We start from the raw sequence: 21,920 nt of genomic DNA, 5'->3' as shown, positions 1-21,920 counted from the left end.
TTTCGTGGCGCGCCGACACTCCGTGGAACTTCAGAAACAAATGTCGATCACGAGGTAGGTCGGAGCCGATCCGAGGCCTCAGACCTGACCAGTTAAAACAAATGTTAAGCGTGGCCATCCTGCCGCTGTTCGCCATCGGCGGCGCGTTGCCCAGCGCTGCCCGCCGGCTTTGCAACGGTTTTGCACCCTCCTCCGAGACTGACCGAGTTCTCAGGTTCAAGTCCGGTCGGAGGAGGGATCACATGACCACTGTCCACAGCGATTTCTGCGCTCGAGGCGCAAAGCGCCTACGTCGCAACGGATTCATCGACAACAGCGCCCTCGGCGTCGATTCGTGCGCCGCCGGCATCACTGCCGGAGGCATCGACACCTCCGATGGAGGGACGACCACCACTGCTTCACCCCCGCGCCAGCAGCCCGAGCCCGGGAACAAGCCCTTCACCTCTGTCACCAAGGAGCTCCACATGACCGGCATCATCCGTTTCACTGCATCTCCCAGCACCACTGACATCATCGCCCCGTCCGTTGGCCGCCAGGAGGTGCAGACGTCAGAAACTCCGTCCCCCCGGCACGAGAACCCCGCCGGACGAGGGCATCTGCGCACCCTCATGGCCGGGGTAGGAGCCCTTGTCGTCGCACTGACGTTCATGTCGGTCTGACCTCGACCGCGCAGGCCTCCGCCGCACCCGCTCACGTGACCAAGGCTGCGGTTGTCAACTACGCGTGGGTGACGGCCTGCTTCTACAACGCGAGCAACCACACTGCATGGAGCGGAAACACCTCCGAGCAGTATTGGGCCGGGAGTGCAGGGCAGACCGTGAGCACGCTGGCCGGCACCAGCAACGGAAGTCGGGCCTGGAAGGTGCCTCTCGGCAAATACGCCAGGTATTTCGTGTCCCAGCAGTATCGGGCCGGCTCCACGATGTCGCAGAGCTGTCGGTGCTTGCCGCGCGGTGTGCGGCAGCGACCGGTCGACAAGATGATGCCCGGGGCTACCTCGATGCGGCCAGACCGATGGCGGCAGAGCTGGATCGGGTGGATCTGCTGGCGGAGATCGTGCAGGTCGAATCGCTGTTCGGATATCGATTCCGGGCCACGGAGGCTGACGTCGCCCACTTGGTGTCCCTGGCTTCGAGGCTGCCGGCCGAGGCCGCACTGATGCAACTGATGCTGTTCGAGGAGGCAATCTACGAAGCGGTGTCGGCCGGACACGCGGGCACCGTCGCCGGTCTGTTCGACCCTACTCGGAGTGGATCGGGTTGGCGGCGCGCTTCACGCTGCCGTTCCTCCGGGGCGACCTCCCACAGGCCTCGCAGGCAGCTGCGACCGCCCTGGGCCGCGGAATGGAAACCGGCATCCCGGGGGCGATCGTCGCCCACTCCGGCCATCTCTTCTGCCTGGGCTGGGTCATCGGCGATTTCAGCGGCTTCGGGCACAATACCGACGGCCTCCCCGGTCCTCCGTTCGTCTGGACTGCTGCCCGGGCACTCGCGTTGGCGATCGCCGGCTACCACGAGGCCGGGCGGGACCTTCTGGCCACCCTGACGGACGACATCGCCCTGGGCCGCACCGACTCGCTCCACTTCCTGGGGGTGGCCATCGCGGTGGAGGCGGCCTTCATCCTCGAGCAGCAGGACGTGCTCGTGGCTGCTTCCGACGTGTTGGCCCGGCAGGCCGACGATCATGTGGTGCTCGGTCTCGGTGTGATCGACCTGGGCCCGGTACGCCGGTATCTCGCTCTGGTGCATGCGCGCACGGGTGGTCATGACCTGGCGGTGCGGGAACTACGAGAAGTGATGCAGGACGGGCGGTCCGGGCTGCTGTGGCAGTTCAGAGCCGCCCTTGACCTGCAGACTCTGACAGGGGTGAAGGCACCTCAAGCCGCCAACGGTCTGTGGAGCTGGATGGCCCACGGCTGAAGCTACCAGGCGCATGGGCGATTTGTCCCTTATGCTCGCCTTCCGACAGCCGTCGATCGAAGGGGCCCGACCCATGTCCGCGACCGAGAACTTCCACTATCGACTTCCCACCACCGCCGTGCAGTTCACCGGCACGAGGACCGTGACGAAGCCCGCACATGGGTCGGGGAGCACCACGTGGTCCGCCGAGGCGACGCAACTCGTGCGTGCCGACCTGATGGGGAATCCGCTGGTGCTGGCCGTCGAGGAGGAGTTCTTCGCCGACAGCGAGTTCACCCTGCACTTCTCCGAGGACGGACGGCTGACCGGTTCGTCGACCGAGTTCACCGGGCAGGGCCCCAAGCTGCTCGGCGCAGTCGCTGCCCTGGTCGGCGAGCTGGTACCGATCCTCAGCATCTTCAAGTCCGTCGACGACGGGGCCTTCCCGCAGCAGGCACTGCTCGACGGCCTGACCGCTCAGGAAGATGCTCTGGCCCAGACACTTTCGGGTCTGTTGACGGACGTGGCCGCCGATCGCCTGCCGCCGGCCGCCGGTCTCGACGCGATCCAGAAGGCCCTGACCCTGGTGAGCGGCCAGCTGACGCGCCTGAGGGCCGAGCGTGCCCAGTGGCTCTCCGACGGCGAGAGCGTCGTCGAGACCCACACGGTCGTGCTGGACATCGCCGAGCTGCCGACCGCGGAACACTTCGAGAACGCGTTCGACGCCCAGACGTACCCGAGGGCCTGGGAGGTGTGGGACACGCTGCACCTGATGGCCACCATCCCTCACGCGCCGGACAGCCAGACTTCCGACGATCCCTTTCAACAGGGTGCCGAGGAGCAGATCTGGTACCGCCGACCGCGGCGCAGCCAACTGACGGTGTGGACGTGCGACAAGGACCGCTCGAACCCCTCGGTGGTACGCCGGACCGACACCGACATCCTCGACAAGCGTTGTGATCACGCCGGTCTGCCGCTGGCCAAGGGCGGTCTGTTCTCGCACAGTTCGGCCAGCGTGACCATGGGCGACGCAGGCACGCCGATCGTCATCGGCAACGCGCGGTCCAGCGGGGCGGGTGACGCGCTGGCGGCGCTGGCGGGTGTACCCAAGGCCTTCGCCGGTGGCATCAACGACCTGCAGGGCGCGATCACCGGGGTCACCGGGCCGAAAGTCGACCCGGCGGCAGCCGAACTGGCCCAGCTGAAGGCCAAGAAGGACAAGCTGCAACTGCTCGGCGAAATCGCAGCGCTGCAGAAGTAGCCCTGTTCGTCGAGATCAGCTCAAGCCCGGAGGGGTTTGACCGCCGCGAGTACCTCGGCCATGGGGCGGTGTTCCTCGATCGGGGAGGGGAACGGCTTCCGGCCGATCAGGGTGGCCAGCACCGAGGCATGACGGGACTCGACGCCGGCGACCGCCGCGCCGGCCTCGAGGACGTCGGCGTTCTGGATCAGTGGCACCTGGCCCTGGTAGGCCGACACGCCCAGCTCTTCCAACGTGGAGGCGTTCTTCAACATGCCGTCGCGGCTGAGCCAGCTGTTGGCCGGGTAGTTGAACTTCGGGCGCGTGATCGGCGTCCCACCGAGGGTCTTGATCGCCGCGGTGAAGGCGGCGACGTGCTGGGTCTCGTGATCGGAGATCGCACTCACCAGCTCCAGGTCGCGTCCCTTCAGCAGGTTCCGGGACAGCCCGGTCACGTAGAAGTCCAGCTCGAGGTACTCCAGCACCAACGCGTAGTTGAGGATGTCGATGTCGCCGCCGGCCTTCGCAGAAGACAGGATCTCGCCGGCGTCAGCCGCGGTGGGAGCCTCCAGCAGGCCGCCGGCCACCAGCGACGCACCGACGCCGACCAGGCCCGCCCACTTCAAGAATGATCGACGGTCGTGCCCGGTTTGGAACTCGAGTACAGGACGTCCGTGCAGGAATGCCTCTTGAACCATCGTTCGATCCACCCATCAACCTCGTTCGCGGTCTTGACCTTGTGCTCGATTCGGCCGCGGGCGCGAATCGGATGGGCGAACATCGCCTTCGTCACCCGTCTGGTGCAGTAATTTCGTCTGCTGCAGTGATTTGTCGGCGGGGTGACCGACCGGACGGGCGTTCAGCGTGAGGTGGCCGTGGTGCGAGGAGTCGGCAGGGTCAGGCTGACCGCCGGTCCCGTCGAGAAGATCAGCACTTCGCTGGGTGAGGTCGGGGTACCGGCCGGCTTCGATGTGGTGGGCGGTGCCGTTGTGGCAACGCGCCCGGTCGACGGGGTGGGGGTGGGCAGCGAGGCAGCCGGGGCCGTCGTGACCGGAGTCGGCGTGCCGACCACCGGGCTCTGCGATGCCGGGACCTGGCTCGACGGCACCGAGCCGGAGTCTGGTGTTGTTGCGGATTTCGGCGCGACTGCAATCGTGGCCGTACCGGTCAGGGCGGTCGCCGACTGCGCCAGCGAGCAATCGTCCACCGTCGCAGGCGATCGGTGCGACGCCTGTACCTGCATCACCTGACCGTCGACGGCCAGAGCGAACACCGAACACGACAGGTTGCCGAACTGGGCGATGAACGCCTGGGACGAGTACTGGGGCGCCGTGGTCAGCACCACGTTGCCGGCCGCGGCCACTGCCGCCTGGAACTGCGGAAGCGTCTCGTTCGCCGTGGTGGCAGAGGCGGGAGGATGGTCGATCGTGACGCGCGCGGCCTGGGTGGATCCCGTCGTGACGACGTACTCGCAGTGGCCGGAGCCGTTGCCGACCGCGGCGGCGAACTGCATGGCCGTCAGGGCGTTGATGTTGGCGGCAGTCGGGCAGGAGAAGACGTTCGCGGCTGGCGCGGCGGACGACACTGCCGATCCGGACCCGGCCGCCGAACTGCTCGTGATCGCGCCACCCGAAACCTGGGCACTCGACTTCGCCACGCCCGAGGTGCTGGTACAGGCGGATGCGATGACGGCGACGATCACACCGCTGACCAACCACCACGGCGTCGAGCGATGCATTGCTGGCCTCCCGGAAAGATGCGCACAGGTGCCTTCTCGAGCGAGGTGTGCAGCTTGCATTCGTTGTGCGAGCACCGATGGCTTGCCGAAGCCGGGCCCTGGCGGTCGGCTATCCGGAATCGAGAGGCCGTCGCGTGCCATCACGGTGTGATGGTAGTGGCCATGCAGAAAGCGCACATGCGCAATAGTTGCGCATGTGCAGATCCTGCGTGTAGAGTTCGGCCATGACCGACCCACTGATCGAGAACATCGACGCAGCAAGGGCTTTGCTGGAGCTGCCGGTGCCCGAATCCGAGGTCGAGCTGACCGAACTGTTGACCAGGGCGCAGGAGCACATCACCGCTGCGCTCGACGAGACGATGGCAAGGGCCGCGTTGGGCGGTGCCTCGATGCGGACCATTGCGTTGTCCGCCCAGGTGGCGCCGAACAGCGTCCCGCCGCGGTTGGCCCGGTCGGCGGCGCTCGCCCCCTATGCCGAGGGCGGGAAGGTGACGGCCGAGGCGATCGCAGTGGCCAGGGCCGATCAGAAGAAGTTCACGTTCACCCCACGCAGGAGGACAACATGACGGATACGAACTACACGCACATCGCGTTTCTGCTCGACCGGTCCGGCTCGATGATGAGCATCAAGTCCGACACCGAAGGCGGCTTCGACGCCTACATCGAGTCGCAGCGCAAGCAGCCGGGGCGCTGCACCGTCACGCTCGCGCAGTTCGACGACCAGTACGAAGAGGTCTACGCCGGACGGGACCTGCAGACCGTGCCGAAGCTCGATCTGCAGCCGCGCGGATCCACGGCGTTGAACGACTCGATCGCCGCCCTCGTCCGGTCGACCGGTGCCTACCTTGCCGGGATGAAGGAAGAGGAGCGGCCGGCCTCGGTGATCTTCGGGATCATGACGGACGGGATGGAGAACGCGTCGCAGGAATGGACGCGGCCGGCGATCAAGGCGCTGATCGAGGACCAGGAGAACAAGTACGACTGGACGTTCTCCTACATGGGTGCCAACCAGGACGCGATCGAGGTCGGCGGCAGCATGGGCATTCCGGCCGGCCGGTCCCTGACCTACGGGACCGGCACCGGCAACGTCGAAGCGGCCATGACGGCCTACAGTGCGGCCTCGGCTTCCCTCCGTGACGCCGTCGCCGGCGGGATGGCTCCGGCCGCGGCTCGTCAGGCCATTCTCTACTCGCCTGAACAACGCGCTGCTGCTGCGCCGGTGGCTGACGATGCCCCTGACGTGGTGGTCGGTGACCGACCCCCAGGTCGATCGAGAGGCACCATCCGGCGCAGGTGACGACGCTGTCGGATCGTTTCGGCCGAAACCGAGGTGGTGAGTGCACCTCAGTACCGTCACAAGCGGTGTGAGGAGAACGAAGGAGAGCACAAGAACACGAATTCGACGGAAGGAATAGTCCAGCCATCTTGGCTTCTCCGCGTGAATCATTTGGATCGAATGCACAGTACTTGGGCCCAGCGATTGCAAGAGAATTCCTCGAGGGCTGGCCGGGTTGCTCATCAGTGCACTCCATCGAGTGATCGGAGCAAGGAGTTCGAGCAGAGTCGATGCCATCGGCCAGGTCGCAGTGACCCGCAGGCACCGGCGTCACGCCACTACCGCTTGAGGGCGGTATCCACCCACGACCGGCTCAGCTCCGGGCGGGTTGGTATGCCCGAGGAATGGCCGGAGCGCGGACTTCGGCGTCCGTCGCCTGGGTCGGCACACTGTGGTCGGCAAGAACATGCTGGGCCACCACGGATCCGCAGTAGGGGCCGAGCGTCAGGCCGCTCGGGCCCATGCCGGTGGCCAGCCACAGACCGTCGACGCCGGGGGCCTGGCCGAGGATCGGAAAACCGTCCCGGCTGGCCGGCCGCAGCCCGACCCTGGCCTCGATCCACCGTGCCTGGGCGAGGGAAGGCACCAGCGACATCCCCTGCGCCAGCACCTGTGCCACACCGCCGGCGGTCAGCTCGGCGTCGAATCCGCTGCCGGTCTCCCTGGTTGCGCCGATCACCACGTGGTCGCCGGGGAAGGTCAAGAGGTAGTGACCGGCGGCGGTGTCGAGGGTGGGCAGGGCCGAGGCGCCCGGCAGGTGCAGGTGCACGATCTGCCCGCGTTGCGGCTCGACAATTCCGGCGAGGGATGGGATCAGCGTTCCGGACCACGCCCCGGCCGCGACGACGACCACGTCGGCCTCGAAGCGGCCGTGCTCGGAGCTGACGGCGGTGACACGCCCGTCGTGGATCTCCGGGTGGGCTGTTCCGGTGACGACAGTGGCGCGGTGTGCGACCGCCAATTGCAGCAGGCTGCGGCGCATGACGTCGCCGTCGACCCTGGCCACCTCGGGCAGCAGTAGTCCGCCCCGGGTGGGGGCGATCATCGGGTAGCGCCGTGAGACCTCCGCGGCGGTCAGTAGTTCCGGGGTTCCGACCGAGGAAGGGCCGAATCTCCCGACGAGCTCGGTGGCCCGATCGAAGTCGACCTCCAGCGCGGCCTGTTCGGCGTCGTCGAAGGCAATCGACAGCTGACCGACCGGTGCGTAGGAATGTCCGGAAATACCTGCTGCGGTGCAGGTCTCGACAAGTTCGAGGTAGTGGCGGGCGGCGGCGAAGCGGAAGGACGCGACATCCAGGTCGGTGACCCGGGAGCTGATGGTGGCAATGATGCCGGCTCCGGCTGCGGTCGCCCCGCCGATGGCGCCGTTGTCGAAGACCGTCACCTGCGCCCCGCCGGCGGCGAGTCGATGCGCGGCCGCCGTTCCGACGATTCCGGCGCCGATCACCACCACCCGTGTCATGGTTGCGACTCTCTCACCGTGGACCGGCTGCGACCGATTCGGGGTATGGCGAGGGCCACGGTCGGAATACGACCGCGGCCCTCGGGACTTCATTCGGTACGTCTTATGGAGGCGTCCTCTGGTGTCACTTCACTGATCAGGCGGCGGACAGGCTCGCACTGGCGTAGCCGGTGAACGTGTTGGGTGGCGTCCACCGGGAGGTTGGCAATGCTCACCGTGACGACTCCACCGGTCGACAGCGGCGCAGCCGAGGACGCTGTGACGTAGTGGGCGACGGGGTTGGCCGAGGCCGCGTTGGCTCCGAGGCCAGCTGGTCATCAGAAGGTAGGCGACTCGATCGGGCCGTCAGAAAGGTCCAGATGTCCGTCAACGTGGTGGGTGACGTAGGTCCGTCGGTGGCGGGTTACCGTCGATGAAGGACGTAGCCACCGGAAAGGGGAGCGGAATGAGCCAGCCAGGGCAGGGAGCCGGCGGCCGGATCGAGCGCATCGTCGAACGGCAGATCCGCGAAGCGGAGGAGCGCGGAGTGTTCGACGATCTCCCCGGCGCGGGCAAGCCGCTGGGTGACATCGGCGGGCCGCGGGACGAGAACTGGTGGCTACGGCAATACATGTTGCGCGAGGGCATCTCCGGGGTCCCGTTCCTGCCGCCGGCCCTCGCCCTCCGCAAGGAGGCCCAGGATCTCCCGGCGACGGTGGCGAAACTCCGCACCGAGGCGCAGGTACGCGAGGTGGTGGCCAAGCTCAACCAGCGGATCGTCGACGTACTGAGGAAACCGGCGGAGGGACCGTCGATGACGTTGATGCCGGTTGACGCGGACGACGTGGTGATCGCCTGGCGGCGGGCGCGAGCGGCGACGGCGACGCCGGTGGCAAACGTTCCTGAGCCGCCCGTGGGGCGGCGCCGGTGGTTCGGGCGGCGCTGACCGGTGGCAGATTCTCCGGACCTGCAGATGACCCGATCCGACTTCCTGGGCGCGCTCGACTGGAACGCGGGGGAGACGGTGCTCGCGCCGGAGGTCGGTGGGCCCGGTTCCTGGGTGGGCGGGCCCAGCGCGGTCAACCATGACGGCGTCCTCTACCTCGCGTATCGGCTGCGTCGACCGGTGGGCGAGGGACGGGGGTTCGCCAACGTCATCGCGCGGTCGGTCGACGGTGTGCACCTGGAAACCCTGGCCGTCATCGACCGGGAGCGCCACCACGCCGACTCGCTGGAGCGGCCGTGCCTGGTCCGGACCGACCACACCTGGCGCCTCTACCTGAGTTGCGCGACGCCGGGCAGCAAGCACTGGCGGGTGGATCTGCTCGAGGCGGAGTCCGTCGAGGAGCTTCCCGATGCGGTTCCCGTGACCGTCCTCCCGGGCGATGCCCGCACGGCCGTCAAGGATCCGGTGATCCTCCGCGGCGAGAACGGTTGGCAACTCTGGGCTTCCTGTCATCCGCTGGACGATTCGGACGCCACGGATCGGATGACGACCGAATATGCGATCAGCGGGGACGGCATCGACTGGACCTGGCATGGCACAGCACTGGCCGGGCGGCCAGGTACCTGGGATGCCCGCGGCGTCAGGTTCTCCGCAGTACTTCCATTGTCCGACGGCGTGCTGGCGCTCTACGACGGGCGGGCGTCCGAGGCGGAGAACTGGGAGGAACGGACCGGGGCTGCGCTGGCCGACTCGACGGCAGGGCCGTGGATCGCAGCCGACGCCCCGGTCTTTTCGTCCCCCTTCGGTTCTGGTGGCCTGCGCTACTTCTCCGCGGTCGCCGATCCGGGCGGCGGAACGCGGATCCACTACGAGGGTGCACGACCTGACGGTTCCCACGAGTTGAGGACCCAACTTCTGCCACCCGACTCGTAATTCGAACGCTGATCACCGACGTCTGCGCCGAGGACTCGAGCCAATTGACGGGGGGCGGGGCTTGGCCATCGAGTCGTCAGGGTCTATCGCATGCACTGCATTGCAGCGAACCCGGCCGCGAGATCTCCTACCGAGCAGGAGGTCCGGGTCAACCAGCGAAGTGACCGAATCGAGAGGATGAGGTTCAAGTCACCCGCGCTCTTTGGGGTCGTGGCCGAATTCGCCCCTCCGAGAACCCCCTGGTGGCATCCCCGGCCCCGTCTGCATCCCTGTTCTCGAACCGTGACGTGTGGATGACCTGTGGAAATGCGCAGCGGCGGTTGCTTTGTGAATTTTGGATGAACCAGCCGTCGTCCGGTGCACAGGAGGGTGAAATGGTCACTCCCGGTAGTCCCGCGGTGTGGCAGTCGGTGGGTGCCCACTGATCGGCTGATCCGACAGGCACGCCGTGTCCCTGTACGAACGGTCGGAGCGAGGACTGCTCGACGGACCCCCCTTGTGTGTCCGTCTACTGTTTGGTTCAAGTGATCGGCCGGAACCGTGCCGAACGCCCCAGTGAGGCGAGTTGAACTGCCTCGCAGTGTGTATCGACCCTCTCGAGAAATCGACGACGTGCCACCCACCCGCACACCGGTGTGGTGGAACGACGTCCAGAGGGCGATCGGACGCACCAGCAACGTTGCTGCCAGTCCGTCCTGGATGAGTCCAGACATGGTGCAGTGCAACGTGGACGGAGCAACCCGAATGAAGGTCAGCGTCATCGGAACGGGATACCTGGGCGCAGTGCATGCCGCCTGCATGGCGGAGATCGGTCACGACGTCATCGGTGTTGACATCGACCCGGCGAGGATCGCACTGCTCGCGTCGGGTCGGGCGCCGTTCTTCGAACCCGGACTGCCCGAGTTGCTCGAGCGGACCCTCGCCTCCGGCCGGTTGCGCTTCTCCGATCGGATCGAGGACGCCGCTGAATTTGCGGACGTGCACTTCCTCTGCGTCGGCACCCCGCAGCGGCCCGGCTCGTACAGCGCCGACCTCACCTACCTGCACGAGGCCTTCGACGCTCTGGTCGCCCACCTGACCCGGGCGTGTGTCATCGTCGGGAAGTCAACCGTCCCCGTCGGTACCGCCTCCGAGCTGAGCGATCGGCTGTCCAAGACGAGCCCGATCGACGCTGGAAGGGTCGAGTTGGCATGGAATCCGGAGTTCCTCCGCGAGGGGTTGGCCATCAAGGACACCCTGCACCCGGACCGCCTGGTGTTCGGTGTGCAGAGCGACCACGTCCGGGCCGTCCTCGACGAGGTCTACGCGGAGATTCTCCAGCAGGGAATGCCCTGCCTGGAAACTGATTTCGCAACGGCGGAGCTGGTCAAGGTGGCCGCCAACGCCTTCCTGGCGACCAAGATCTCCTTCATCAACTCGATGGCCGAGGTGTGCGAGGCGAGTGGTGCGGACGTCCGCATGCTGAGCACCGCGCTCGGACACGACTCGCGCATCGGACCGAAGTTCCTCTCGGCAGGTCTGGGATTCGGCGGTGGTTGCCTGCCCAAGGACATCCGCGCCTTCCGTGCCCGCGCCGGTGAGATCGGTGCCCAGTCTGTGCTCGGCTTGCTCCGGGAGGTCGACGAGATCAACATGCAGGCGCGCGAGCGCACGGCCGCACTGGCCCGGAACCTTCTCGGTGGAACCTTTCTCGGCAAGAACGTGACCGTCCTGGGCGCGGCGTTCAAGCCCAACAGCGACGATGTGCGGGATTCCCCTGCGTTGAACGTGGCGGCCTCCATGCATCTCCGCGGGGCACGGGTTGTCGTCCACGATCCCGAGGCGATGGCGAACGCGCGCCGGGTCTTCCCGACGCTGCAGTACGCCGACAGCATCGAATCCGCCTGCTGGTCAGCAGATCTCGTGGTCGTCGCCACCGAGTGGGACCACTACCGGGACGCCGATCCGACTGCACTGGCGGGGGTGGTGCGATCCGCCGTCGTCCTCGACGCTCGGAACGTGCTGGACATCGGGCGCTGGCGATCCGCCGGTTGGATCGTCCGCAGCGTCGGAAGGCCGGCGGCATGAACCTTCTCTCCGCGGCCATCGCGATCCGCAAGTACTGGTGGCTGGTGGTGGCCAGCGGGTTGGCCGCGCTGGCCGCCGGCGCGTTCGTCACGATGAATGCCCAACCCGAGTACCAGACCACCGTTCGCTTCTACGCCAACACGCCGTCCGACGGTGTGCTCGCCGCGGTGCAGGGTGATCAGTTCGGGCGCAGCCGGGTGGACAGCTACGTCGAACTGTTCGGCACCGAGAAGCTCGCCAGACTGGTGATCACCGACTCCGGCCTCACACTCACTCCAGCCCAGGTGATCTCGAAGATCAGGGCGTCGGCGGACGTCAACACCGTGCTGATCAACATCACCGTCACCGACACCTCGCAGGACGAGGCCAACAGGATCGGAGCATCGCTCGCGACCCAGTTCCCGGTGCTGGTCAAGGGCATCGAGACACCCAAGGGAGCACTGACCGCCCCGGTGCAGGTCGAGGTGGTGTCGGGTCCGACTCCGGGCGCCAGGGCCGTTTCGCCTGTGCCGGCTAGGAACCTGGGCATCGGACTGCTGGCCGGCCTGGTCCTCGGTCTCGGCCTGGCCCTGGCCAAGGAGGGGCTGGACACCACGGTCCGGTCCACCGCAACCGTTCGATCGCTGACCGGAGGGCCGGTCCTCGGGCTCGTGCCGATCGACACCGACGTCGACGACAACCCGGTGATCCTCGACGGGTTCTCCCGTTCCCTGCGTGCCGAGGCCTACCGTCAGGTCCGGACCAACATCAAGTTCGTCGAGGTCGATGTCTCGGTCAAGGTCATCGCGGTGACGTCGGCCGTCTCGGGTGAGGGAAAGACAGCCACCACCGTCAATCTCGCGCTGAGCTTCGTCAATGCCGGCCGCCGGGTCCTGCTGATCGAGGCCGACCTCCGCAAGCCGATGATCTCCCACTACCTGGGTCTGGGCACCTCCGTCGGTCTGACCGACGTGCTGGTCGGTGATGTCGCCCTGCCGGAAGCCATGCAGCGTTGGGGAGACTCGGATCTCACCGTGCTGGTCGCCGGCAGTACCGCGCCCAATCCCTCCGAACTGCTGGAGAGCCGGACCATGGTCGGCCTGATCGAGCGGTGCCGTCAGCAGTTCGACGTGGTGCTGATCGACGCCGCCCCGCTGCTGCCGGTGACCGACGGCGCTGTGGTCGCCCGGGACGCTGACGGGGTGATCCTGGTGGTCCGGCACGGCTCGACGACCAGGAATCAGATCGTCAACGCCATCGGTGCGATGGACACGGTCGAGGCCAGACTGCTCGGCACCGTGATGAACATGGTCCCGACCAGGGGGGCCGACTCCGTCCGTCGCGATCACGGTGTCGGCCATGGCAACCGGGCCTACTTCGACGATCCGCGCCATGCCGCCCGTGTCGCCGATCCCTCGGCTGATCCTCTGGTGGCAAGGGCCTCTGCCTCGGCTCGTGCGGACCGAGCCGCTGCAGCCGATGACGCCGGACGCGATCTCCCGGACCGTCCACCACCCGACTGAGCCGACACACCACACCGATCGACACCACACATCGATCCACACCACACATCGAACACGGTCCCGGCGACGCGCCGGGGCGGGAGCCCGCCGCTCCGACGCCGAACCACGTTGCACCGCAACTTGTTGACGAATGGAACGAGGCATGCATGACCACCATCAACTCCGATCCGAAAGGGTCGACGACGACCACCGAGGTCGAGTCCATTCCACGACAGCGGCCCTCCGAGGCCGAGACGAGTCTGCCAGACGCGTGTCTCTTGCCGGTGGCACCCGTCCGACCCCGAACGGTGGCTCACCGGCGGCCGGCGTGGAGTCTGCGCTACCTGCATCGGCTGGTCTTCGTGGACGTCGTCGTCGTGGCCGCCACGGTGGCGATCAGTCTGTGGTTGCGGCTGGGCCAACGAGGCGTCTCGGAGCGGGTCGGCGGAGTCGACGCCCTGACCTACGCCGGGTTCGCGGTGCTGCTCGGGCTGGCCTGGGTCTTCATGCTCTGGATCTCCGGCGCCTGGGACCGGCGCATCCTCGGGTCGGGGACCACCGAGTACCGCCGCGTGGTCAACGCGTCGTTCCTGCTGTTCGGGGCGGTGGCGCTGGCGTCGTACCTGGCCAGGGCCGAGGTGGCCAGGAGCTACCTGGCAACCGCCGTGCCGCTCGGGCTGGCCCTGCTGATCGCCAATCGCGTGGTGTGGCGACGCTGGCTCCGGCGCCATCGCCGGCACGGCGAACTGATGGCCAGTGTCCTGGTGGTCGGCAGTCGGGCCAGTGCCACCGCGCTGGCGAACCACCTGCACGACAGTCCCGGTGCCGGCTACCGGGTGACGGGCCTGTGCGTCCTGCCCAGCGAGACGACCTCCGATGACGCTGCCGCCGGGCGCTTCCCGGTGCTCGGCAGCATCCGCGACATCCCGGAGGCCATCGACCGGGCCGGTGCGAACATGGTTGCGGTGACGGCGACCGACGGGTTCGTCCCGGCCGACGTGCGTCGACTGTCCTGGGATCTCGAGGGCACCGGCATCCGCCTCGTCGTCGCGCCGGGCGTGACAGACATCGCCGGCGCGCGGATCACCGTGAAACCCGTTGCGGGAGTGCCACTGCTCCAGGTGGAGGAGCCGCAGTTCCGCGGGGTCAAGCTGGCGGTGAAGACCGCGATGGACTACGCCGGCGCGGCGGCACTGGTGATCCTGCTCAGCCCTGTGCTGCTGGTGATGGCTGTGCTGATCAAGAGATCCGGTCCCGGTCCGGTCTTCTTCCGTCAGGTGCGGGTCGGGCGACACGGCGAGGAGTTCCGGATCTGGAAGTTCCGGTCCATGACCCACGGTGCGGACAAACTGTTCACCGCCGAGAAGGCGAACTCGGGTCAGGCCGCCTCGGTGTTCTACAAGTCGGCGGAGGACTCCCGCATCACACCGATCGGCCGCTTCATGCGCAAGACCAGCATCGATGAACTCCCGCAGCTGTTCAATGTGCTGGCCGGCCAGATGTCGCTGATCGGACCGCGTCCGCTGGTCCCCGGCGAGGGCGCCGAGGTGGCCAGGTTCCTGGAGCGCCGGATGCTCGTCCGGCCCGGCCTGACGGGACTGTGGCAGGTGTCCGGCCGGTCCGACATCTCCGTCGACGAACGCATCCGACTCGACTTCTACTACGTCGAGAACTGGTCCGTCACCGGTGATATCGGAATTCTCGTGAAAACCGTGAAGGCGGTGGTCGCGCGCGACGGCGCCTACTGACCGACGGCCAGAGCAGGTCCATTCGTCCCACACCCCTTGGAGACTGTCATGACCCAACCACTGCCTTCGGTCGAGTTCGCCGGGTCTGTGTCGGCTGTGTCGGCTGTGTCGAATCCCAGCCGCATCCGGGTGCCGCAGCCGCGGAGCGAACACACGCCGGTCCTCTCGATCGCCCCGGCCCCAGTTGCTCCGCCGGCTGGTCGCGGAGTGCTGGTGCACGAGTGGATCAGCACGATGGGCGGTTCGGAAAAAGTGCTCGAGGCGATGTCCGGGCTGCTGCCCGACACCGACGTCCGTTGCCTCTGGAACGATGCACCCGATCTGCTACCCGACGCGACCATCACCGAGACCTGGCTCGCCAGAACGCCTCTGCGCCGATCCAAAGCCGCCGCCCTGCCGCTGATGCCGGCCACCTGGCGCGGACTGCACAACCCCGGCTACGACTGGGCGCTGGTGAGCTCGCACCTGTTCGCGCACCACGTGACGTTCGCGCGCCAGGACCGGGACTTCCGGAAGTTCGTCTACGTGCACACCCCGGCCCGCTATCTCTGGAATCCGGAACTGGACGCCCGGGGCGGTGGTCTGCTGAAACGGATGGCCGCCCGGCCACTCAAGGCCATCGACCGCTCGCGGGCCGCCGAGGCGACGTCGTTCGCGGCGAACAGCCAGTTCGTCGCGGACCGCATCCGGCTGGCGTGGGACCGCGACGCGACGGTCGTGCACCCGCCCGTCGATGTGGCCAGGATCCAGGCGGAGCCGGACTGGCATTCCCGGCTCGACCCGGGCGAGCGCCGGGTCCTGGACGCCCTACCCGCCGACTTCCTGCTCGGTGCTTCACGTTTTGTGCCCTACAAAGAGCTGGACACGGTGATCCGGGTGGCCAAGGCTGCGGGACTTCCGGCGGTGCTGGCCGGATCCGGGCCGGACGAGCCACGGCTGAGGGCCATCGCAGCGAGCGTCCCTGTTCCGGTGATCTTCCTGGGCCGGGTGAGCGACGCGATGCTCTACGCCCTCTACCAGCGCACGCTCGCCTACGTGTTCCCGCCGATCGAGGACTTCGGGATCATGCCGGTCGAGGCGATGGCCGCGGGCGCCCCGGTGATCGCCAATCGTATCGGCGGCGCCGCAGAGAGTGTCGTCGACGGGGTGACCGGAGCGCTTGTCGACTTCGGGTCCGAGGCCGAGATGCTCTCTGCTGTCGGGTATGTGGCCGGTCTGCACCGATCGGCCTCCCGAGCCAGGGCGCTGCGTTTCGGGACGGATGTCTTCGCCTCCGAGTTGACCAGGTGGATGTCGGCGAGCAAGCTGTCCGGGAGCAAGCTGTCCGGGAGCGAGCGATGACGCGTCGCGTGGTGATCCTGTCCACCGCCGACTTCGACAGCGCGGTGTGGACCAACAAGCAGCACCTGGCGGTCGGTCTGGCGGCCGGGATGGACGTCGTGTTCGTGGAGTCGATGGGCCTGCGGCGACCCGGGCTCAACCGCGCCGACCTGACGCGGATCGGCCGGGCGCTCGTCCCCTCACGCGAGGACGACTCCGCAGCTGGGGATCCCGGGCCGCGACGGCCGAGACCGGAGTGTCTCACGGTGGTCTCGCCCAAGGTGATCCCGGTGCACGGGAGTCGTGCAGTCCGGTGGGTGAATCGCCGTCTGGTCGAGGCAATGTTGTTGCCGCAGCTGGGAATGGATCCGGATGCGGTGCTCTGGACGTTCTCGCCCCTGACGTACGGTCTCGAGCAACACGCCGGCACGGTGGTGTACCACTCGGTGGACCTGCTGCATACCTTCCCCGGGGTACCGGCCGCGGCGCTGCTGGCTGCCGAGCGCCGGCTCCTGGCGGTCGCCGACGTGGTGATCGCCAGCAGTACCGGCGTGCGCGACCACCTGGTCGCACAGGGCCGGTCGGATGTGGTGCTGTGGGAGAACGTCGCCGACGTCGAGTTGTTCCGGGAACATCGAGGCCACGGTGGATCCGAGAACATCGGTGGAGACCGTCTGCCCCGCGCCATCTTCGCCGGCAACCTGACCCCGGCCAAGGTGGATTTCGACCTGCTGACGGCGGTGGCCGATGCCGACGTGCCGCTGGCGTTGGCGGGGCCGGTGGCCATCGACGGCGCCGGCGGTGCCGGTCGGGTCAACGCGCTGCTCGAGCATCCCGGTGTGACGTACCTGGGCAACCTCGGCCCGCAGGAGCTGGCTCGTGAGGTCGGCCGGTCGCAGGTAGGGTTGATCCCCTACCTGGTGAACGCTCACACCGCCGGGGTCTTCCCGATGAAGGTCTTCGAGTATCTCGCGGCCGGACTCGACGTGCTGAGCACCCCGCTGTCCTCCCTCAGCGGTTCGCACCACAACGGACTGAGACTGATCAGCCCGAAGGCTTTCCCGGCCGCCGTGGTTCTCGCGCTGATCCAGTTCACCGAGGAGGCGGCGGCCGGCCGGAGCGAAGGGAGCCTCGAGCACTCCTGGGCGCAGCGGATCCGGCAGGCGGAGAGCGTGCTGCAGGTCGCAGTTCGATGAGTGTGGTTGCCACTGCGAACGCGGCCGTCGTCAAGGCTGCGGAAGCGAGACGCGCCCGATGCTGAGGGGTGCGTTCCACCTGTTCACCGGTGGCCTGGTCGGCAAACTTCTCGGCGTCGTCCGCGAAGCCCTGCTGGCCTACCTCTACGGGACGTCGGAGGTGGTCGCGGCCAACCGCATCGCGCAGACGGCCGTGCTCGCCCCGCTCAACATCGTCAGCACGGATGCGCTCTCGAGCGCCTACCTGCCGATGCAGGCCAAGCTGCTCCGGGATCAACCGCAGATCGCCATCGCCCTCTACCGGGGCGTCCAGCTGACGCTGGGCATCTTCGCCGTGGTGCTGGTGGCTGTCCTGGCGTTCACCCGGAACGAATGGATCGACGTCATCGCGCCGGGTCTGACCGGCGGTACCACCGATCTGGCGGTCACCATGACAGTGGTGCTGCTCCTCGGTGTACCCAGCTATCTGCACTTCGGCATGCTGGGCTATCTCGAGATGGCCCACCACAGCTACCGATTGAGCAGCATCCGGTCCAGCGGACAGAGCATCGGGTTGATCCTGGGTACCCTGGTCGGCTTCCTGCTGCACCGGCCGGCTCTGCTCGCCTGGGGCTTCACCGTCAGCTACCTGTTGATGTCGCTGTGGGGGATGCGGTACGTCCGTCGCCGTGGATACCTCTCCGCCGCAGGTAGTGTCGACTGGCCGCAGATCCGCACCTGCCTGGCGCCGTTCCTGCGGCGGCTGCGCGGGTTGGTGTTGCTGCCCGTCCTGATCCAGACCCAACTCGTCACCGAGAAGGCGCTGGCCTCGCATCTGGGCGATACCGCGGTGGCGTCCGTCGACTACGCCCGACTGATCACCGACACCGGGCTGCTGCTACTGGCAGTGCCCATCGGACTGGCCAGCCTGCCGGCCTTCCCGCTCTACTCGCCGGGTGAGGTCAGGGTCAAGCTGCTGCACATGCTGCGGCCATTCTTCCTGATGGCCGTGGTGCTCTCCTCCCTGGCCGCGAGCTTCGCCCTGCCGATCGTGCAGGTCTTGTTCCAGCGCGGTGCATTCGGGCTCGACTCGGCCCGGTACACGGCGTCGATCCTGGCCGGCATGGCGGTCGGGCTCTGGGCCCTGCTGATCAACTACGTGATCCTGCGGGTGATGAACTCGCTCGGGCAGATCTGGCTGTCGGTGATGGTGACCGTGGTGATCACCGTCGTCACCATCGGCAGCCGCCAGATGCTCGTCGGCGCGCTCGGCCCGTTCGGTCTGGGCCTGGCCGTCGCCCTCGGAGCAATTGCCGGATCCCTGGTGGCGCTGAGCATCCGGCACATCCTGTCGACCTTCGTCATCGACCTCCTGCTCCTGGTTCCGGCAGTCGGAGTGGTCGCCGGGCTGGCGTTGCTGACGCGTTCGGCCTCGACCGACGTGCAGTTGCTGGTGCTGCTCGCCGCGGTCGGTCTGTGGGCCGGCTACCTGCTGGCGGTGCCGCGGTTCCGGCTGCGTCTCTTGGCCGTGGTCCGCGCCCTGATCGCGTCCAGACGACCGAAGGTGGCGGCATGAGGAGAACTGCGTCGTTCCCGTTGCTGGCGCTCGTGGTCGGCGGTGCGGTCGGCGGTCTGACGGCGATGAATCCGAAGGCCGGGCTACTGGCTGTCGCCCTGCTCGGCGCGGTCGCACTGGTAGTGCTACCCAGGGCCGCGTTCCTGTGTGCGATCGCCGCGCTGCCGTTGATCTTCAGCGTCTCGGCGGGTGGCCAGAAGATCACCGTCACCGACATCGGACTCGCTCTGGCGCTCGTCGGTTGGCTGCTGTCCCGGCGTGCGGACGCACCGACGCGCGTCGGCGTGCGGTCCGCATCGGGACCGGCGCCGGTGATCGCTTGCGGCATCGTCGGTTACGGGGCGATGTCCGTGCTGCAGGGTCTGGCCGTCGGGTCGCACTTCGCCGTGTTCACCGGTCTGTACCGGACGGCCATCATCGGCATTCCCTTTGCCGTCGGGCTGATGTGGGGGAGCGATCACCCGCTCGTCCGGCGCGTGCTGATGGTCTTCCAAGTCGGCACCTGCGCGCTGGCGGCGATCTGGATGCTCCGCTTCGGGGCGCCGAGCGCGCTGGGGGTCAACAAGAACCCGGGCGGCCAGATGATGGTCAATGCCGCGGTGCTCCTACTGGTCCGGCCGAAACTGCTCCCACTGCAGGCGCTCGGCCTGCTCATCCTCGGGGGCGGCATTCTCGCCAGCGAGAGCCGCGGCTCGCTGCTCGGGCTGGTCGCCGGCCTGATGGTGATCCTGCTGGCCCGCTTCTCCCACGGCTGGACCTGGCGAAGGGCAATGGCCATGGCGTCCGTCGGGGTGCTGCTGGTGCTGCTCGCACCCGCCGGCGCGCGCGAAAGACTGTTGTCGCAGAACGAGTCCGGCCAGTACAACGCCGACATCCGCGGGGTCTTCCTGGACGACGCGCTGGCCCAGACCACTGGACATCTCGCGATCGGCCATGGGGTCGGGACGTACCGTCCGGTCAATCCGGCGCTGGATCGAGTGGTGTCGCTGGACCCGCACAACGTCTACGTTCTCCAGCTGTTCGAAGGTGGGATCCCGCTGTTCGTGATGTTCCTGGTCCTGACCCTTCTCCCGGTGGTGCTGCTCTGGCGCTACCGGGCCGACATGCTCGTGCTCGCCGCCATCTCCGCCAGTGTCGCGCTGCTGGTTCATTCGGCAGTCGACATCTACTGGGTCCGGGGCACGCCCACCTTCTCCTGGCTGCTGATCGGCATCGCCATCGCCCGGGTCGCGTACATCCGACACGGCACCCGGGTCCACGTCCATCGGATCGCGTTCGGCCAGGGCCCCAGAGCAACTGCACCAGAGGGAGTAACGAGATGAGTGCCATCGCAGTCGTGGTCAACGCCGAAGTCCTCGGCGGCGCCGAGCTGTACCTGACGCGGCTCTACCGGGAGATCGGCGCTGAGGTGAAAGGCACGCTCGTCGGCCGACTCCCCGGCTGGTCCGAGGCCGGGCTCCCGGAGGTCGGCGTGCCGGTCGGCCCGAAGTGGAGCCGCCGTCACATCGTGCGTTCGGCGGTCAATGCGCCGCAGGAGGCTCGCGAGCTGGTGCGCGCTACCACCGCGCTGGCACCGATCCGGGCCCACCTGCAGTACAAGCGTGAGCAGATCCTGCTGACGCACCGGCTGTCGAAGACCGTCCCGGTGCTCTGGACCGAACACGGCATGCCCTACGGCGGGCGGGGTTCGGCCGGTCTGGCCGCGGCCTACCGCCGGGCCGCGAGATCGGTGGAGACCATCGTCTGCGTGTCGACGGAGGTGGCCGACGCGGTGACGGCCATCGTGGGGTCGGCGGTCCCGGTCCGGGTCATCGACAATCCGGTTGATCAGCAACAGTTCTCGCCCACTTCCGACACCGGCCGGCGGGCGATGTTGCGCGCGGCGATCCTTCCGCCGCGGTGGCTGCACCGGCGGGTGGCGGTCGTCGCGAGCCGGTTGCACCCGGCGAAACGGCTGGACCGGGTGATCCATCTGGCCACCACCTCGGGGATCCCGCTCCTGGTGGTGGGCACGGGCGCCGACCGGGACCGGCTCGAGAAGCTGGCGGCCGGGGCCGAGGTCGAATTCCTCGGTCACCGCAACGATATCGCGGACATCCTGCGCGCGGCCGACGTCTATCTGTTCAGCGGATCCCGGAGTGGTGAGGGTCAACCGCTTGCCGTGCTGGAAGCCGCCGCAACCGGACTTCACCTCGTCGGGTTCCGCGGCGACGTCGGGAACAGCCTGATCCGGGCGGCCGGCGGCCGGATCGTCGACGAGTACGAGCGTCTCGACCCGGCGGCCTTCCCGGACGAACCTTCCCAGACCGCCCGCGACCATGTGGCCCGACATCATTCGGTGGAGCAGTGGTCCCGCGAGTATGCGGAGCTGCTGTGCCGATGATGAACGCGGCCGGCCCGCAGGTCGACGCGCTCATGATCGGGTCGATTCGCGCCCCATCCGTCCCAGAACGGCCACGATCATGAGCGCCGTCGAAGTTGATCAGCGCGAGATCAGGGGAGGTCGCGGAGACGGCGGGCCGGGACCCCCGCGTACAACCCGTTCGGGGCACAGTCCTTCGTCACCATCGCCCCGGCGGCGACCACGACTCCGGCTCCGATGGTCACGCCTGGCAGGATGGTGCAGCCGCTACCCAGCCACGCGCCGTCACCGACGGTGATCGTAGCGAGAAATCCTTCCCCGGCCCGTTGCCTGCAATCCCCGGAAGAATGGCTTGAGGTGATGAAAATGACCCCGATGCCGATGCCGACGCGTTCCCCGATCGTCACCTGGGCCCGATTGTCGAAAACACATCGGTAGTTGACCGTGGTGCCCTTTCCCAGGCTGACGTTACCCGTTCGGAAGATCACCTGCGGCCGAATGAGCGCACGTCGCGAGATATCCATTCCGGACGCCCGGAAGAGGATTGTTCTGACCCGTCCGGGAACCAGATGTGACCCTGCGACACCATTGACGAGGAAGGACCACAGGTGGCTCCTCGTCTCACCCGGATCGCGGGCCAGCACCTGCGCCGCCAGTAT

General features: G+C 67.6%; 20 protein-coding genes. 15 read left to right on the top strand and 5 right to left on the bottom strand.

Translation table 11 applies throughout. The features are described from left to right. The first annotated feature begins 242 nt into the window (after positions 1 to 242). Positions 243 to 659, top strand: a complete 417-nt coding sequence (locus ABIB25_RS26960) for a hypothetical protein (RefSeq protein WP_354531611.1) — start codon at positions 243 to 245, stop codon at positions 657 to 659. An 82-nt stretch (positions 660 to 741) separates the two neighbouring features. Here ABIB25_RS26960 and ABIB25_RS26955 read toward each other — a convergent pair whose 3' ends face one another. Beyond that, positions 742 to 1,116, bottom strand: a complete 375-nt coding sequence (locus ABIB25_RS26955; RefSeq protein ID WP_354531610.1) for a hypothetical protein — start codon at positions 1,114 to 1,116, stop codon at positions 742 to 744. Positions 1,117 to 1,259: 143 nt separating this feature from the next. On the opposite strand from ABIB25_RS26955, the gene ABIB25_RS26950 reads away from it, so the two are divergent. Both ABIB25_RS26950 and ABIB25_RS26945 read left to right on the top strand, forming a co-directional pair. Next, a complete protein-coding gene (locus tag ABIB25_RS26950; protein ID WP_354531609.1) occupies positions 1,260 to 1,919 on the top strand; it encodes a hypothetical protein in 660 nt (219 codons plus the stop codon). A gap of 73 nt (positions 1,920 to 1,992) precedes the next feature. Continuing rightward, positions 1,993 to 3,159 carry a hypothetical protein gene (locus tag ABIB25_RS26945; protein WP_354531608.1) on the top strand — a complete coding sequence of 389 codons (1,167 nt, stop codon included), beginning with the start codon at positions 1,993 to 1,995 and terminating at the stop codon, positions 3,157 to 3,159. Between the two features lie 20 nt (positions 3,160 to 3,179). On the opposite strand, the gene ABIB25_RS26940 is transcribed toward ABIB25_RS26945, so the two are convergent. Both ABIB25_RS26940 and ABIB25_RS26935 read right to left on the bottom strand, forming a co-directional pair. Further along, positions 3,180 to 3,836, bottom strand: a complete 657-nt coding sequence (locus ABIB25_RS26940; RefSeq protein ID WP_354531607.1) for a ferritin-like domain-containing protein — start codon at positions 3,834 to 3,836, stop codon at positions 3,180 to 3,182. Between the two features lie 161 nt (positions 3,837 to 3,997). Beyond that, on the bottom strand, positions 3,998 to 4,876 hold the full coding sequence (locus ABIB25_RS26935) for a hypothetical protein (RefSeq protein ID WP_354531606.1): 879 nt from the start codon (positions 4,874 to 4,876) through the stop codon (positions 3,998 to 4,000). Between the two features lie 224 nt (positions 4,877 to 5,100). Between ABIB25_RS26935 and ABIB25_RS26930 the strand changes: the two genes are divergently transcribed. Together ABIB25_RS26930 and ABIB25_RS26925 are read left to right on the top strand one after the other, a co-directional pair. Then, on the top strand, positions 5,101 to 5,442 hold the full coding sequence (locus ABIB25_RS26930; RefSeq protein WP_354531605.1) for a hypothetical protein: 342 nt from the start codon (positions 5,101 to 5,103) through the stop codon (positions 5,440 to 5,442). Further along, a complete protein-coding gene (locus ABIB25_RS26925; RefSeq protein WP_354531604.1) occupies positions 5,439 to 6,173 on the top strand; it encodes a vWA domain-containing protein in 735 nt (244 codons plus the stop codon). Before ABIB25_RS26930 ends, ABIB25_RS26925 begins: the two co-directional genes overlap by 4 nt. 352 nt (positions 6,174 to 6,525) lie before the next feature. On the opposite strand, the gene ABIB25_RS26920 is transcribed toward ABIB25_RS26925, so the two are convergent. Further along, entirely contained in the window at positions 6,526 to 7,674 is a 1,149-nt protein-coding gene (locus ABIB25_RS26920; protein ID WP_354531603.1) for an NAD(P)/FAD-dependent oxidoreductase, read from the bottom strand. A 445-nt stretch (positions 7,675 to 8,119) separates the two neighbouring features. Here ABIB25_RS26920 and ABIB25_RS26915 point away from each other — a divergent pair, with 445 nt between their 5' ends. The 10 genes from ABIB25_RS26915 (at position 8,120) to ABIB25_RS26870 (ending at position 21,282) form a co-directional block, all read left to right on the top strand. Then, positions 8,120 to 8,599: a DnaJ family domain-containing protein gene (locus ABIB25_RS26915; protein ID WP_354531602.1), complete on the top strand. Its 480-nt coding sequence runs from the start codon at positions 8,120 to 8,122 to the stop codon at positions 8,597 to 8,599. Positions 8,600 to 8,626: 27 nt separating this feature from the next. After that, complete coding sequence (locus ABIB25_RS26910; RefSeq protein ID WP_354531601.1) at positions 8,627 to 9,532, top strand: glycoside hydrolase family protein; 906 nt, start codon at positions 8,627 to 8,629, stop codon at positions 9,530 to 9,532. A 744-nt stretch (positions 9,533 to 10,276) separates the two neighbouring features. Further along, a complete protein-coding gene (locus tag ABIB25_RS26905; protein WP_354531600.1) occupies positions 10,277 to 11,599 on the top strand; it encodes a UDP-glucose dehydrogenase family protein in 1,323 nt (440 codons plus the stop codon). Beyond that, a complete protein-coding gene (locus ABIB25_RS26900; protein ID WP_354531599.1) occupies positions 11,596 to 13,101 on the top strand; it encodes a tyrosine-protein kinase domain-containing protein in 1,506 nt (501 codons plus the stop codon). Before ABIB25_RS26905 ends, ABIB25_RS26900 begins: the two co-directional genes overlap by 4 nt. A gap of 146 nt (positions 13,102 to 13,247) precedes the next feature. Next, on the top strand, positions 13,248 to 14,828 hold the full coding sequence (locus tag ABIB25_RS26895) for a sugar transferase (RefSeq protein ID WP_354531598.1): 1,581 nt from the start codon (positions 13,248 to 13,250) through the stop codon (positions 14,826 to 14,828). A 48-nt stretch (positions 14,829 to 14,876) separates the two neighbouring features. Continuing rightward, complete coding sequence (locus tag ABIB25_RS26890; protein WP_354531597.1) at positions 14,877 to 16,169, top strand: glycosyltransferase; 1,293 nt, start codon at positions 14,877 to 14,879, stop codon at positions 16,167 to 16,169. Continuing rightward, a complete protein-coding gene (locus ABIB25_RS26885) occupies positions 16,166 to 17,344 on the top strand; it encodes a glycosyltransferase family protein (protein WP_354531596.1) in 1,179 nt (392 codons plus the stop codon). The genes ABIB25_RS26890 and ABIB25_RS26885 overlap by 4 nt, the downstream gene beginning before the upstream one ends. A gap of 58 nt (positions 17,345 to 17,402) precedes the next feature. Then, positions 17,403 to 18,899: a lipid II flippase MurJ gene (locus ABIB25_RS26880; RefSeq protein WP_354531595.1), complete on the top strand. Its 1,497-nt coding sequence runs from the start codon at positions 17,403 to 17,405 to the stop codon at positions 18,897 to 18,899. Further along, positions 18,896 to 20,221: an O-antigen ligase family protein gene (locus tag ABIB25_RS26875; protein ID WP_354531594.1), complete on the top strand. Its 1,326-nt coding sequence runs from the start codon at positions 18,896 to 18,898 to the stop codon at positions 20,219 to 20,221. The genes ABIB25_RS26880 and ABIB25_RS26875 overlap by 4 nt, the downstream gene beginning before the upstream one ends. Continuing rightward, positions 20,218 to 21,282 carry a glycosyltransferase gene (locus ABIB25_RS26870; protein WP_354531593.1) on the top strand — a complete coding sequence of 355 codons (1,065 nt, stop codon included), beginning with the start codon at positions 20,218 to 20,220 and terminating at the stop codon, positions 21,280 to 21,282. Before ABIB25_RS26875 ends, ABIB25_RS26870 begins: the two co-directional genes overlap by 4 nt. 110 nt (positions 21,283 to 21,392) lie before the next feature. Here ABIB25_RS26870 and ABIB25_RS26865 read toward each other — a convergent pair whose 3' ends face one another. Beyond that, positions 21,393 to 21,785, bottom strand: a complete 393-nt coding sequence (locus tag ABIB25_RS26865; protein ID WP_354531592.1) for an acyltransferase — start codon at positions 21,783 to 21,785, stop codon at positions 21,393 to 21,395. Positions 21,786 to 21,920: the final 135 nt, after the last annotated feature.

Origin of the sequence: Nakamurella sp. UYEF19, from assembly GCF_040546275.1 — a bacterium.
In the GTDB taxonomy this organism is placed as follows: Bacteria; Actinomycetota; Actinomycetes; order Mycobacteriales; family Nakamurellaceae; genus Nakamurella.
Note: the sequence above shows the minus strand (reverse complement) of the source record. Positions and strands in the feature narration are given on the sequence as shown.

What these genes read in the sequence shown, in the direction of transcription:
- ABIB25_RS26960 (WP_354531611.1), top strand. Translation starts at nt 243, where the DNA reads ATGACCACTGTCCACAGCGATTTCTGCGCTCGAGGCGCAAAGCGCCTA.
- ABIB25_RS26945 (WP_354531608.1), top strand. Translation starts at nt 1,993, where the DNA reads ATGTCCGCGACCGAGAACTTCCACTATCGACTTCCCACCACCGCCGTG.
- ABIB25_RS26940 (WP_354531607.1), bottom strand. Translation starts at nt 3,836, where the DNA reads ATGGTTCAAGAGGCATTCCTGCACGGACGTCCTGTACTCGAGTTCCAA.
- ABIB25_RS26935 (WP_354531606.1), bottom strand. Translation starts at nt 4,876, where the DNA reads ATGCATCGCTCGACGCCGTGGTGGTTGGTCAGCGGTGTGATCGTCGCC.
- ABIB25_RS26930 (WP_354531605.1), top strand. Translation starts at nt 5,101, where the DNA reads ATGACCGACCCACTGATCGAGAACATCGACGCAGCAAGGGCTTTGCTG.
- ABIB25_RS26925 (WP_354531604.1), top strand. Translation starts at nt 5,439, where the DNA reads ATGACGGATACGAACTACACGCACATCGCGTTTCTGCTCGACCGGTCC.
- ABIB25_RS26920 (WP_354531603.1), bottom strand. Translation starts at nt 7,674, where the DNA reads ATGACACGGGTGGTGGTGATCGGCGCCGGAATCGTCGGAACGGCGGCC.
- ABIB25_RS26915 (WP_354531602.1), top strand. Translation starts at nt 8,120, where the DNA reads ATGAGCCAGCCAGGGCAGGGAGCCGGCGGCCGGATCGAGCGCATCGTC.
- ABIB25_RS26910 (WP_354531601.1), top strand. Translation starts at nt 8,627, where the DNA reads ATGACCCGATCCGACTTCCTGGGCGCGCTCGACTGGAACGCGGGGGAG.
- ABIB25_RS26905 (WP_354531600.1), top strand. Translation starts at nt 10,277, where the DNA reads ATGAAGGTCAGCGTCATCGGAACGGGATACCTGGGCGCAGTGCATGCC.
- ABIB25_RS26900 (WP_354531599.1), top strand. Translation starts at nt 11,596, where the DNA reads ATGAACCTTCTCTCCGCGGCCATCGCGATCCGCAAGTACTGGTGGCTG.
- ABIB25_RS26895 (WP_354531598.1), top strand. Translation starts at nt 13,248, where the DNA reads ATGACCACCATCAACTCCGATCCGAAAGGGTCGACGACGACCACCGAG.
- ABIB25_RS26890 (WP_354531597.1), top strand. Translation starts at nt 14,877, where the DNA reads ATGACCCAACCACTGCCTTCGGTCGAGTTCGCCGGGTCTGTGTCGGCT.
- ABIB25_RS26885 (WP_354531596.1), top strand. Translation starts at nt 16,166, where the DNA reads ATGACGCGTCGCGTGGTGATCCTGTCCACCGCCGACTTCGACAGCGCG.
- ABIB25_RS26880 (WP_354531595.1), top strand. Translation starts at nt 17,403, where the DNA reads ATGCTGAGGGGTGCGTTCCACCTGTTCACCGGTGGCCTGGTCGGCAAA.
- ABIB25_RS26875 (WP_354531594.1), top strand. Translation starts at nt 18,896, where the DNA reads ATGAGGAGAACTGCGTCGTTCCCGTTGCTGGCGCTCGTGGTCGGCGGT.
- ABIB25_RS26870 (WP_354531593.1), top strand. Translation starts at nt 20,218, where the DNA reads ATGAGTGCCATCGCAGTCGTGGTCAACGCCGAAGTCCTCGGCGGCGCC.
- ABIB25_RS26865 (WP_354531592.1), bottom strand. Translation starts at nt 21,785, where the DNA reads ATGGATATCTCGCGACGTGCGCTCATTCGGCCGCAGGTGATCTTCCGA.